Origin of the sequence: Clostridium polynesiense (assembly GCF_000820705.1) — a bacterium.
Taxonomy (GTDB): Bacteria; Bacillota; Clostridia; order Clostridiales; family Clostridiaceae; genus Clostridium_AA; species Clostridium_AA polynesiense.
Genome location: NZ_CCXI01000080.1, coordinates 20,084 through 32,515, shown reverse-complemented (window position 1 = coordinate 32,515; position 12,432 = coordinate 20,084). Strand labels below are relative to the sequence as shown.

Genomic DNA, 12,432 nt, shown 5'->3' with positions numbered 1-12,432 from the left:
GTTTTCCGGATCCGGTCTTCCTCATGCTGAGCTTGCTAGCNCAAATAGCAAGGCAGGCCAGGGTGCTTAATTCCGATTCGAAATTTGCTGTTGTTTTTGCTGCTATTGGTATAACTTTTGAAGAAGCTCAGTTTTTCGTAGATGACTTTACAAGAACCGGAGCCATAGACAGATCGGTACTTTTTATGAATCTGGCTAATGATCCTGCTATAGAAAGAATCGCTACTCCCAGAATGGCGTTAACTGCAGCAGAGTATCTGGCTTATGAAAAAGGAATGCACGTATTGGTTATTATGACAGATATAACTAACTACTGTGAGGCTCTTCGTGAGGTTTCAGCAGCTAGAAAAGAAGTTCCCGGAAGAAGAGGATATCCTGGATATCTTTATACTGACCTTTCAACTCTTTATGAAAGAGCAGGAAGATTAAAGGGGAAAGAAGGCTCTATTACGCAGATACCTATACTGACCATGCCTGAGGATGATAAGACTCATCCTATTCCTGACCTTACCGGTTATATTACAGAGGGACAGATAATATTATCCAGAGAGCTTTACAAGAAAGGTGTAATGCCTCCAATAGATGTTTTACCTTCACTATCCAGATTAAAGGATAAAGGTATAGGAAAAGGAAAAACCAGAGAAGATCATGCGGATACTATGAACCAGCTCTTTTCCTCCTATGCACAGGGAAAACAGGCTAAAGAACTGGCTGCTATATTGGGAGAATCTGCTCTTTCAGATGCAGACAAGAAAAATGCAGAATTTGCTGAAGCTTTTGAGAGAGAATATGTTGCTCAAGGATTTACTGCAAACAGAACTATAGAGGAAACATTAAATCTTGGATGGAAGCTATTGAATATATTACCCAGAACTGAGCTTAAGAGAATACGTGATGAGTATTTAGAAAAGTATTTGGAAACAGAAAGCGGAAAGGAAGAATAATATGGCAAAGCTAAATGTGAATCCAACTAGAATGGAACTCACAAGGCTTAAAAAAAGATTAGCCACAGCTACCAGGGGTCATAAGCTTTTAAAAGATAAACAGGATGAGCTTATGAGGCAGTTTATTAGTATGATAAAACATAATAATAAATTGAGAAAATCCGTTGAAGATGAGCTTCAGGCTTCTTTAAAAGATTTTGTTATGGCTAGGGCTGTAATGAGCTCTGAGTTCCTAGAAGAAGCAATAGCTATGCCGAAAGAGCATATTACCGTGGAAGTATCCAAGAAAAATATAATGAGTGTTAATGTTCCGGTAATGAATTTCATAAGAAAACTTGAAGGTGATGAGGGAAGTATCTATCCTTATGGATTTGCTAATACCTCCTCTGATTTAGATGATGCTATCAGAAAGCTTTACGATATTCTACCAAGGCTTTTGGAATTGGCAGAAGTTGAGAAAGCCTGTCAGTTAATGTCTGATGAAATTGAAAAGACCAGAAGAAGGGTTAATGCATTAGAATACATGACTATTCCTCAGCTTGAGGAAACCATAAAATATATCCGAATGAAGATGGATGAAAATGAAAGAGGGGCTTTAACAAGACTTATGAAAGTTAAAACCCTCATTGAAGAAAAATCATAAAAGCTGCCTAAGGCAGCTTTTATGATTTTTTAAAGAGAATTTTTATCGGAATTTTTCAAATTAATTTTCGTATATTATTTATGTAAAGAGTGATTTATCAATTGAAAATTTAATAAAACTAGAGTATTATTAAATTTGTATCATAAAAGTTAAAGAAAGCGAGCAATCCATATGAGTAAGAAAAAAATTATATTAATAAGCTTAATGTCCATTGTATTATTTATTATATCTTTTGTAGGATACTATATTTATTCTTTTTATAGGGGTTCGCATGTAGGAAAAGAGCCTGAATATAATTTTGGAACAGGGAATACAAAGGAGGAAGAACTTCATCTTGATGAAGTAAAAGGTATAACAAATATACTTCTTATAGGAAGTGATGCAAGACCGGGGGAGAATGTTTCAAGAGCAGACAGCATAATGATTCTTACTATTGACAATGTTCATAAGAAGATCAAAACTACATCTATTCAGAGAGATTCATATGTAAAGATTCCAGGACACTCTGAGCAAAAAATTAATGCTGCCTTTGCTTATGGGGGACCTCAGCTTCTGGAAAAAACAATAGAAAATAATTTTAAGCTTAAAATAGATAATTATGTGATAGTTAACTTTGAAGGCTTTAAAAGTATTATTGATACTCTTGGCGGAATCGATGTTGAAGTAAAGGCTAATGAAATAAATGAGCTTAACAAGTTTATATTGGATGCCGGAGGCAGTGAAGCGGACTTTATTAAAAATCCTGGATATCAGCATCTAAATGGGTCTCAGAGTTTAAGTTTCTCCAGAATAAGAAAAGTAGGTAATGGAACCACTGCTGAAAGGGATAACCGTCAGAGAATGGTAGTTTCAAGACTTGTAGATAAGCTGAAAGAAACCAGCCCTTTGAAGTTTCCTAAAATATTATCATCCACTTTACCCTATGTAAAGACTAACCTCGGTATGACAACTATATTAAATCTTGCTTATACCGCTTACTCTATTAATAATTCTAATATTGAGAGTCTGTCCATACCTGTAGAGCAGCTTACATGGGGAGGAGAATACACTAATAAAGGATGGGTTTTTATTATGGATAAGGAGCAAAATTCTAAAATACTTAAAGAATTTATATTTGATGATAAAACCCCTAATCCTAAAGAGTTTGATTATAGTGCTTTCAGAAGATCCTTAGCACCTTATAAAATTAATTCAAAATAATACAAAAAAAGCTACTGCACTGCAGCAGCTTTTTTGTATTATTTTTCTTAAATATGTAAATACTACTTCTATGAATATAGAAGGGATGATAAAAGTGAAAATAAATAAAATTATCGCTACTACTTTTATTCTTATATTAATATTCAATGTAAAAGCATCTGCTGCAGATAACAATTCTTATAAATTTAAGATTAAGGATTATACATACTCTATGGAGCTTCCAAGAGATTGGACTGCAGAAAAATATAATGAGCAAAGCAATCACATAAGATTCTATAAAGGGGAAGTTTTAACCGGGGGTTTCTTTCTGGAAAATTCTAATTTGATATTTTCTCAGGATACCTTTGTAGAAGAAATAAATACGGTTTTAGGTAAATGCAGAATATATAGAATAGAGTCGGAAAAAGATAGAGGAGTAGATATGCTTTACGGATATTTAGATAATGGAAATGCTTCTTATATCTACATTTATACGAATAAAAAGAATATGCATAAGGATTTGTTTATATTGAAAATGCTTCTTTTAAATATAAGCAAAGTATAATGGCAATTAAAAAAGCTGATGCAAAAACCTTAGATGTAGGGTTGCATCAGCTTTTTTTCTGAAAATATAACGGAATCTGGTTTTCAAATTTAAAAGGAATATATATTTATTAAGAAATAATTAAGATATATATTTAATAATTCTTAAGGTTTATGACATAGGATTATATTGCATAGAAAAATTATATAGAGGAGAGAGTTATTTATGCATAAAAGTAAATTTAAAACTTTAATATTATCAATGATTCCCGGTGCAGGACACCTGTATTTAGGAAATTCAACTAGGGGACTATTATTTTTATTTTCATTTATCGGATATCTGCTTATTGCAAATCTTACAAGCTCATATTATCCTGCTTATTATTACGGCAATACAGGAACGAATTATAGTGAAATAGTATTTTTTGCCACAGCGGTACTGTGGATTTATTCCATTTATGATGTTTTTAGGATAAAAGGCATAATAGATGCAGGTAAAGAGTATAACAGTGAAGACTTGCATTCAGGAGAAAATAAAAAGACCTTAGCATTAATTCTGTGCTTGGTACCGGGTCTTGGACACATATATATGGAGGATAAGGAAAAAGGCTGCAGAATTCTATCCTTGTTTTTCTTGATTTATTTAATTAATTCTATCATTCCTTTGCCCCTATTTTCACTTATATTGGTGCTTGTAATACTATATAGTATAATTAATATATCAGAATATGGAAGAAACTATGAAAGAAAAGACAACTCAGAGAAAGCTGTTTCAGTTTTTAAAAACTCTTATATGCTTTATATCGGAATTATTTTCATACTATGTGGAATCTTCATAATAGGTAATAGGATTGCAATAGAATTTATTGATACAAGATTATTAAGACAGTTTTATTCTTATTTAAGAGAAGGAATAATGTCAATGCTTTTAATATTTATTGGTGTAAAATTGATTTTATCCAATAAAATAAGAAAGAAGGTGTAAACAAAATGCGTCAGTGGAAGGTGGGGAGTATATCTCTTGGTGTTTTATTAATACTAATTGGCATACTATGGATTTATTCCTCTGCTACAGGAATTTCTCTATTAAGCTCATTATTTAAGTGGTGGCCGTTAATTTTAATTATGCTGGGAATAGAGATTCTAATATACTCTTTAATGCCTAAAAATGAAAATACTAAGGTAAAGTTTGATGGAGTGAGCATAACCTTTATAGTTTTAATTCTGCTGTTTATGGCAGGAGCTCAGATAGTAAACAAGGGAATATATTATGGTTTGAATTTTTTTGAAAATGAAATAGGAAGCTCATTTAAATACAACACTTCTTTTAATAAAGAATACGTGTTTGATGCAAAGGGCAGAGAAAAATTAAAGATTAATGACGCTGTTGGAAGGGTTTTTGTTGAATCTGTAAAGGATAATAAAATAACTATAAATGCTGTTGTTAAGTTTAAAACTGATAATTTAGATATAGCTAAAGAGAAATCTGAAAAGGTGATAATAATAGAAGACAGTAAGGTTTTAAATATCAAACATTTTATGGATTTTCCAAAGCATGAGGTTCAAAATGTCTCGGTAGATTATGTTATAAAGGTACCTGAAAATATAGCATTAGAAATTCATAATAATTACGGGGAAACTAATGTGGTTAATCTTTCTTCGAATATCAATATCCTAAGCTATGCCGGTAAGGTATCTGTAGAAAATATAAAAGGAAATGTAAATATCGATAATAAATTTGGTGCTACAGATTGTATTCAGGTTATAGGAAATGTAAAGATAGAAAACAGCAATGGAAAAATCTATGCGGAAAACATTGAAGGTAAATCAGAACTCTACGGTAAGTTTGGATCTATTAATACCGAAGATTTAAAAGGAGAAGTTATTATTAATAATGATAATGGAACTGTTGAATTTATTTCTAATGAAATATTTAATAACAGTCTAAGAATAACAAGCAATTTAGGAAAGGTTTCAGTGATACTTCCCGAAAATCAACAGGGTGATTTTAACTGTAAAACTAAGTTAGGGATTATTAGAACAGATTTTCCTTTAAGTATAAATAAATCTGAAAGCGGAAGCAGTATAAAGGAAAAGTTAGGAGAAGGTCCGGCTAATTTTACCATACTAAATAATAATGGAAGTATTGAAATCAGCAATTAGAAAAGAGAGTTATGGATACCCATAGCTCTCTTTTCTAACTTATTATATTTACATATTGGTTGCTCTGATGTATACTGATGTATATACACCAGTATACAAGGGGGATAATATGAAAAACAAAAACATTAAATTACTGACTTATTCATCATTACTAATTGCAATATCAATAATAATACCTATTCAGTTCAGATTCTTAAGGATCGAGATAGGTCCTTTTTCAGCAACAATTTTATCACATTTACCGCTGTTTTTATCAATGATGATTTCACCTTTTTCTGCTGTAATAGTTGGAATAGGATCCACGGTTGGATTTTTTATAGCAGGAAGTGCGCCATGGATTGTAGCAAGAGCAGCAACCCATATAGTAGTAGGATTTGTAGGGGCAAAACTATTTAAAAAAGGAGTAAATTTTATAAGTATTATTGCTATAACAGCACCTATACATGGAGGACTGGAGCTATTATCCGTGCTTCCCTGGTATGGTTTTGACTTATATAAACTTCTAGTGGTAGTAGCTTTAGGAACTGTTGTGCATCATGGAGTAGACGGCACCATTACCTATATATTATCCAATGCTTTAGATAAAGCTACAGGAAAAAAATTCTATGAGAATGTTTCTATCAATAAATAAAGCTTCCCTTAGGGAAGCTTTATTTATTGATTTATATATTTATAATGAGGACTGAATCTGCAGTATTCCTCTACTCTTTCCTGCCAGGAGGGCATGGAAAGGTTAAAGCAGTTATTTATGAGAGAGGTATTTAAAGGTGTATATTTTGGTCTTGGAGGAGAGTTATCTAAATAATTTTCAGGTAAGTCCATAACCTTTTTATCAATTCCTGCAATTTCAAATGCATATTGAAGCACATCTTTTTTTGTAGCGTAATTGGAATTAACACAGTTATATACACCATAAAAATCAGTTTTTATGATTACTTCAATACAACTGCATAAATCCTTTATATAGGTAGGATTTAATATTTCTGAGCTGCTCATAATTATTTTGGATTTATTGTTAAGAGCTTTATTTATATAACACATACTTCCTCCAAATACCCATGAAGTACGGATGATGAAGTATTTTTTACATATAGTCCTTATGAGTTTTTCCGCAGCTAATTTGGTTTTACCAAAAGTATTTATAGGATCGCAAAAATCAGTTTCATAGTAAGGTTTATTTTTTTTGCCGTTAAATACATAACTGGAGGATAGAAAAACCAAAGGGATATTGAGGTGAGAACACACATAAGCTATATTTAATGAACCTATAGTGTTTACAGTATAGGCTAAATTTTCATCCCCTTCACATTGATCCATATCATTAATGGAGGCGTTATGAATAACTAAATCAGGGTGCATCATTTTTATGGTATTAAATACATTATCTTTTTCAACTATATTAAGATTTTTTCTTCCCAGAGCTATTACATTATTAAGTCTGGAGAAATAATCTGCCATATAAGATCCTAGATTACCATGAGCTCCAGTAATAATAATATTCATTTTATCACCTTCAAATTATTTATTTTTAAGCCGTATAGTAAAGTATATGTACATAGTAGAGGTTTAATTGACATATTTTTAGGGAAATTTTATAATTATATCCTATGCTATATTTAAAGGTTGCGGGGTGAAGCATATGGATTCGAAGCAAAAAAACATTTTAGAGGAAAAAAACAATTTAATTGTGTTAAGGCAATGGTTAAGCAATAAAATAGTATCCATTAATAAGTATAGAGAGAATCTGGGAAAAAGGCTTAAAGAACTTAAGAAAGCTTCAAGAGGAAGCTATAATGAGGAACTTGAAACTATAACCAACATATATAACATAACAGAAAAAAATTATATTAATTATAATGAGGTATTTCCACAACCCTATTTTGCAAGGATTGATTTTAGAGAATACAGACACAGCGTAGAAAGTCTTTATATAGGTAAGTTTTCATTAGGTGATGAGGATACAGGAGAGGAAAAGGTTATTGACTGGAGAGCTCCCATAGCGGATTTATACTATAGCGGAACTCGAGGTGAAGCTTATTATAAAGCACCCTACGGAATCATAAGCGGAGAACTTACCTTAAAGAGAAAGTTTCTTTTTAAAGAAGGCGAGATTCAGGATATTTTTGACGAGGGAATAAATGAAATAATAATAAAATCAAATACTGGGGAGGAGGCTTTAGTAGATGAATTTCTAAGGATAAATCTCCAGGAAAGTACCGGTAAAAAACTGAAGGATGTAGTAGCAACTATACAAAAAGAGCAGAATGAAATTATAAGGGCAGAAAAAAACATTCCGATTATAGTACAGGGTTCAGCAGGTTCTGGAAAAACTACTGTAGCTCTCCACAGATTAGCTTATTTATTATATAGATATAAAGAAAACATATCAGGTAAAGATATATTAGTAATAGCACCTAATATGATTTTTTTAGATTATATATCTGAAGTGCTCCCAAGCTTAGGAGTGGAGAGTGTTAAGCAGTCTACCCTGGAAAACTTGGCTAAAGATGTGCTGAAAATCAAATACAGGATACTTTCCAAAGATAAAAAGCTTGCTGGATTACTTGAGGACAGCAGTATGGATGATTATAAGTATATTATCAATACCAGCAGGATAAAGGGGTCTTTAGCTTATAAAGAAATAATGAATAGAGTGGTAAGAATAACTGAAAGAAATCTAGGATTCATTAAAGATATGACCTTTGAAAGCAGTATCATCTTTGAAGGAAAAGAAATCAACAGATTATTTTTAAAGGATTTAAGTCACTTGCCTATAAAGAAGAGAAAAGATGAGATAAAGAGGTATCTAAAGACTAAGCTAGAGGGCAGGATAAAGGAATTACAGGATAAAAGCGATTTTCAATATGAATATCTTATAGCCCGCACAAAGAAAACCATGGAAGACGGAATTGAAAGAAGAAAAAGACTTATAGAGTTATATGATGAGAGGGATTCTGTTAAAAAGGCTATTAAAGATAAGACTTTAAAGAATTTTGATGATTATTTTATAAATTGGGGAAATATAAACATCATAGATTTATATAGCAGCTTTTTTAATGACGAAGATTTATTTATGGAGGCAACCTCAGGAAAAATTCCAAAAGTACTAGCGGAATATATGAAAAAAAGCTTCAATGACAACATTAACTCCGGATATATTGACAGCGAAGATTTGTGTGCAATGCTGTATCTTAAAATAGTTATCCAGGGGATAGAGGATGAAAACAAATATTCTCATATCGTAATAGATGAAGCTCAGGATTACAGCTTATTTGAATTGGACGTAATAAGAGCCTTTACTCACCTAGATTCAATGACTATTGTAGGGGATATCGGTCAGGGAATTTATTACTACAAGGGAATAAATTCCTGGGATAAGGTTATGAAAGAGGTATTTAAAAACAATGCATCCTTTATGCCTCTTACCCAGAGCTATAGATCTACAGTTGAAGTTATAAATCTTGCTAATAAGGTGCTTAAACTTCAAGATTCAGACATTAAACCTGCGGTTCCGGTTTTACGACATGGAAAAGAGCCTGAGTTTATTAAATTTACAAACTACAGTGATTTGTCAGAGTTAATAGATAATATTGTAAGCAATCTTCATAAGGCTGGAAAAAACAGTACTGCGGTAATATGCAAAAATCAAAAAGACTGCAGGAATATAAGGGATAATTTAAATAAATACAGCAGATATAATTGGGGAATAATAGGAGAGAAGGATAAGGATATTGATATGTCTAATATGATAATTCCCTCCTATATGACAAAAGGACTGGAGTTTGATTGTACGGTAATATACCATTGCAGCGAGGGGGTTTACGATATGAATCCTCAGGATACCCGACTTTTATATGTTGCTCTTACCAGAGCTCTCCATGAAGAATATATTGTTTATAAGAAATCCCCTTCTACATTAATAAAAGATTTAATAAGATAAAATGCTTTTATAGATAAAAGTTGGAATGGTGTTTACTTTATGTTAAAATATTAACGGTAATTATAAAAAAATTACTAAGAATATCTTAAGAGGTGATAATATGACAGTAAAAAAGCTTAAGGATGATATTTATTGGATCGGTGTTAAGGATTCTGAATTAAGGATATTTGATATTATAATGGAAACAAAAAAAGGAACTACTTATAACTCCTATTTAATTAAGGATGATAAGATTGCTGTTATAGATACTGTAAAAGACAGGTTTTACCAGGAATTTAAAGAAAATATCAAAGAAGTGATTGGAGATAGAGCTATTGACTATATTATAGTGCAGCATACAGAATTGGATCACAGCGGTTCTTTGATTGAACTTATAAAGGACTATCCTCAGGCAACAGTAATTGGATCAAGAGCTGCAATAAATTATTTAAAAAATATATTAAATACAGATTTTAAATATGAGTTAGCAGGAGAAAAATTATCACTAGGTAAAAATGAATTAAGCTTTATAAGCGCTCCAAATCTTCATTGGCCTGATACGATTTTTACTTATATAGAAAATAAAAAGGTTATGTTTACCTGCGATTTTACAGGTTGTCACTACTGCCCGGAAAAACAAATTGATGATAATTTCAGCGACGACTATTATGAAGAAATGAAATATTACTTTGATGTTATAATGGGACCATTTAAAAAATTCGTTTTATCAGCTTTAGAAAAAATTAAAGATAAAGAAATAGAAATAATGGCACCAAGCCACGGACCTGTACATGTAAATGATGTTGATAAATATCTTGATTTATACAGAAACTGGGCTACAGAAGAAAAAGCAGAAAAAAATATTCAAATATTTTATATTTCTGCCTATGGCAACACCGAAAAAGTAGCTGAGTACCTTGGAAAAAGAATTAGTGATAATGGAATTAAAGCTGAAGTTCATGAAATAACTTCTATGAATATTTCAGAAGCTGCGCAATTAATTGAAAAAAGCAGCGGTTTCCTAATAGGATCTCCAACCATAAATCAGGATGCTGTAAAACCTGCATGGGATTTATTAAGCCTTGTAAGTCCTATAATTAATAGAGGTAAAGCCTGTGGGGCTTTCGGTTCTTATGGTTGGACCGGCGAAGGAGTTCCTATGCTTACAGAAAGAATGAAGAGCTTGAAGCTTAAAACAGTAGAGCCAGGATTTAAATTTGCATTTGTTCCCTCAGAAGAGGATTATAAAAATGCAGATGAATTTGTAAATAAATTTATTGCTTTGGTTAAATAATAGAAGGAGATGATACCCGGCAGAGAATTTTAGTTATGCCGGGGTCACCTCTTTTTTTTATCTGATATTGAAGTTAGAATTAGGTATAGCTAAAAGTTAATGATATTATATCAATATAATTTTTGAAATTATAGTTAATTATAAGATGAAAGCTGAATATATGTTGTTGAAAAACATATATAATTTATGGTAATATCATAAACAAATAGCATTTATTGAAAGGAAGAAAGCTTAGTGGATGATAGAGAGATTATGAAGTTTAAAGATGAAGAGGGAAATTTAGTTGAACTTGAGGCAGTGGCAAGGATATATTTAGAGGAGATGGAATACCTTATACTTGCTCCACTAGAGGGCTCTGAAGATGATGCATATGTATTCAGAGTTGATAATAAAGAGAGCGGTATAGAGTACAATTTAGTGGAAGATGATGAGGAGTTTAATAATGTAAAGAAGGAATATAAAAATTTACTATACAAAAAAGACTAATTTTTAGGAGGTGGAACTAATCATTTTAGATTAGTGTAATTATGGATATAAATGAAATAAAACAATATTTATTGGATAATGATTTTTCAGAGGTAGAAGAAATTGAATATAAGGGTGAAGCTTTGCTTTTAAGAGCTTTCTATGACTTTGATGAAGATGAAATTAAAGCTGCCAAAGCTTATTCTTCAGATGAAAGCGATTATGAGGCAGAAAGCGAAGAATGGTATTCTGAATTCTTTTTACCATACTTAAGCGATTTGGCAGTGGATAATGCTGGTCAGACTATTGAAGAAGCTATGGAAGAATTTGAAGTTAATGCTCAATTTGTAGCTTATGATATAGATATAAATAATTATGATTATAATGAATTTATAATAGCATTTTCAGAAAAAGATGAACTGGATATAGAAAGTATTCTAGAAGAAATTGGATTGTAGTTGTTAACTTGAAATTATAAGAATTTATGTTATAATAATAATATAAATCCTGAGATGTCCGCGAAGCTTATAGTATTCAACCTACAGAATTGATACGGGATTTTCGACATTTCTATGGATGTCAGGCTGCACATAGCTTTGATGCAGTAGGCAGAAGTAGGATGAGAGAAACCCACCTGCGAAGTGCAGGTATGAATTTATGGGCGTGACGGCATGTTGGGATAAATAAAAGCAAATTTAATTGCCTCACTTATGTGAGGCAATTTTTATGCTATTAAATGGAAGCACCCCAGGGGTGGTGACATTAATTTACATTTTAGAAATTAAGAGACTAGGATACCCTTCGAAGTCGTTTTATCTTATATTTTTTTGAGATAATCCTTTGATGGACGTATTTTTTATGATTAATGCTTATAGATAACATCTGATATTCAACAATGAGCTTGTCCAAAATTTGACTGCATACTACGACATATTTATTGGAAGGCTTTAAAAATTCTAAAAGTAAATACATCAATTTTCTAACTGTTTTTATTTTAAATTTTAAAAAATTTATATTCATATGTTACCTCCGTTTTTATCCTGTGAAGATTAATTCTGTACATATATTTTAACAAAAGTTACCAATAAAATAAAAAGTTTTTCCACGTCAATTTACTACATAAAAGTATAAAAATTTCTATAATACAATAAATAAGTTGTTATTTATATAAATGTAAAAATATGGTAATTGGCTTAAGGTGTTGAATTAACTGACTAGGAAATATATTAAATTGGCGAAAACTATCAAAAAATAATATAAATTTTTATAGATATGATATATA

12 protein-coding genes, 1 other RNA gene and 1 pseudogene are annotated in these 12,432 nt (G+C 31.3%); 12 read left to right on the top strand and 2 right to left on the bottom strand.

Annotation, left to right across the window (positions count from 1 at the left end; all coding sequences use genetic code 11):
• The 7 genes and pseudogenes from TA89_RS07390 to TA89_RS07360 form a co-directional block, all read left to right on the top strand.
• Positions 1-944: pseudogene (locus tag TA89_RS07390) on the top strand (V-type ATP synthase subunit B); the annotation flags it as partial.
• A gap of 1 nt (position 945) precedes the next feature.
• Positions 946-1,587 carry a V-type ATP synthase subunit D gene (locus tag TA89_RS07385; RefSeq protein ID WP_040212200.1) on the top strand — a complete coding sequence of 214 codons (642 nt, stop codon included), beginning with the start codon at positions 946-948 and terminating at the stop codon, positions 1,585-1,587.
• Positions 1,588-1,758: 171 nt separating this feature from the next.
• On the top strand, positions 1,759-2,787 hold the full coding sequence (locus TA89_RS07380; protein ID WP_052447362.1) for an LCP family protein: 1,029 nt from the start codon (positions 1,759-1,761) through the stop codon (positions 2,785-2,787).
• Between the two features lie 94 nt (positions 2,788-2,881).
• Positions 2,882-3,331, top strand: coding sequence for a hypothetical protein (locus tag TA89_RS07375; protein ID WP_040212199.1), 450 nt, complete (start codon positions 2,882-2,884; stop codon positions 3,329-3,331).
• 204 nt (positions 3,332-3,535) lie between these two features.
• Positions 3,536-4,294, top strand: a complete 759-nt coding sequence (locus TA89_RS07370; protein WP_040212198.1) for a hypothetical protein — start codon at positions 3,536-3,538, stop codon at positions 4,292-4,294.
• Positions 4,295-4,299: 5 nt separating this feature from the next.
• Entirely contained in the window at positions 4,300-5,472 is a 1,173-nt protein-coding gene (locus TA89_RS07365; RefSeq protein ID WP_040212196.1) for a DUF4097 family beta strand repeat-containing protein, read from the top strand.
• A 109-nt stretch (positions 5,473-5,581) separates the two neighbouring features.
• On the top strand, positions 5,582-6,103 hold the full coding sequence (locus TA89_RS07360; RefSeq protein WP_040212195.1) for a hypothetical protein: 522 nt from the start codon (positions 5,582-5,584) through the stop codon (positions 6,101-6,103).
• A gap of 23 nt (positions 6,104-6,126) precedes the next feature.
• Here the strand turns inward: TA89_RS07360 and TA89_RS07355 are convergent, their stop codons facing one another.
• Positions 6,127-6,975 (bottom strand): SDR family oxidoreductase, encoded by an 849-nt coding sequence (locus TA89_RS07355; RefSeq protein WP_052447361.1) that lies wholly within the window; start codon positions 6,973-6,975, stop codon positions 6,127-6,129.
• Positions 6,976-7,111: 136 nt separating this feature from the next.
• Between TA89_RS07355 and helD the strand changes: the two genes are divergently transcribed.
• From helD to ssrS, 5 genes are all read left to right on the top strand, one after another.
• Complete coding sequence (gene helD / locus TA89_RS07350) at positions 7,112-9,412, top strand: RNA polymerase recycling motor HelD (protein WP_040212194.1); 2,301 nt, start codon at positions 7,112-7,114, stop codon at positions 9,410-9,412.
• A 100-nt stretch (positions 9,413-9,512) separates the two neighbouring features.
• Positions 9,513-10,685, top strand: coding sequence for an FprA family A-type flavoprotein (locus TA89_RS07345; protein WP_040212193.1), 1,173 nt, complete (start codon positions 9,513-9,515; stop codon positions 10,683-10,685).
• Between the two features lie 234 nt (positions 10,686-10,919).
• Positions 10,920-11,171 (top strand): DUF1292 domain-containing protein, encoded by a 252-nt coding sequence (locus tag TA89_RS07340; protein ID WP_040212192.1) that lies wholly within the window; start codon positions 10,920-10,922, stop codon positions 11,169-11,171.
• A 41-nt stretch (positions 11,172-11,212) separates the two neighbouring features.
• Entirely contained in the window at positions 11,213-11,608 is a 396-nt protein-coding gene (locus TA89_RS07335) for a hypothetical protein (RefSeq protein WP_040212191.1), read from the top strand.
• A gap of 43 nt (positions 11,609-11,651) precedes the next feature.
• A non-coding RNA gene (gene ssrS / locus TA89_RS17980) (6S RNA) lies at positions 11,652-11,835 on the top strand.
• Positions 11,836-11,939: 104 nt separating this feature from the next.
• Here ssrS and TA89_RS07330 read toward each other — a convergent pair.
• Positions 11,940-12,170, bottom strand: coding sequence for an aspartyl-phosphate phosphatase Spo0E family protein (locus tag TA89_RS07330; RefSeq protein WP_040212190.1), 231 nt, complete (start codon positions 12,168-12,170; stop codon positions 11,940-11,942).
• Positions 12,171-12,432: the final 262 nt, after the last annotated feature.

Excerpts from the sequence above, each read along its gene's own strand:
- TA89_RS07385 (WP_040212200.1), top strand. The coding sequence starts at position 946 with ATGGCAAAGCTAAATGTGAATCCAACTAGAATGGAACTCACAAGGCTT.
- TA89_RS07380 (WP_052447362.1), top strand. The coding sequence starts at position 1,759 with ATGAGTAAGAAAAAAATTATATTAATAAGCTTAATGTCCATTGTATTA.
- TA89_RS07370 (WP_040212198.1), top strand. The coding sequence starts at position 3,536 with ATGCATAAAAGTAAATTTAAAACTTTAATATTATCAATGATTCCCGGT.
- TA89_RS07365 (WP_040212196.1), top strand. The coding sequence starts at position 4,300 with ATGCGTCAGTGGAAGGTGGGGAGTATATCTCTTGGTGTTTTATTAATA.
- TA89_RS07360 (WP_040212195.1), top strand. The coding sequence starts at position 5,582 with ATGAAAAACAAAAACATTAAATTACTGACTTATTCATCATTACTAATT.
- TA89_RS07355 (WP_052447361.1), bottom strand. The coding sequence starts at position 6,975 with ATGAATATTATTATTACTGGAGCTCATGGTAATCTAGGATCTTATATG.
- helD (WP_040212194.1), top strand. The coding sequence starts at position 7,112 with ATGGATTCGAAGCAAAAAAACATTTTAGAGGAAAAAAACAATTTAATT.
- TA89_RS07345 (WP_040212193.1), top strand. The coding sequence starts at position 9,513 with ATGACAGTAAAAAAGCTTAAGGATGATATTTATTGGATCGGTGTTAAG.
- TA89_RS07335 (WP_040212191.1), top strand. The coding sequence starts at position 11,213 with ATGGATATAAATGAAATAAAACAATATTTATTGGATAATGATTTTTCA.
- TA89_RS07330 (WP_040212190.1), bottom strand. The coding sequence starts at position 12,170 with ATGAATATAAATTTTTTAAAATTTAAAATAAAAACAGTTAGAAAATTG.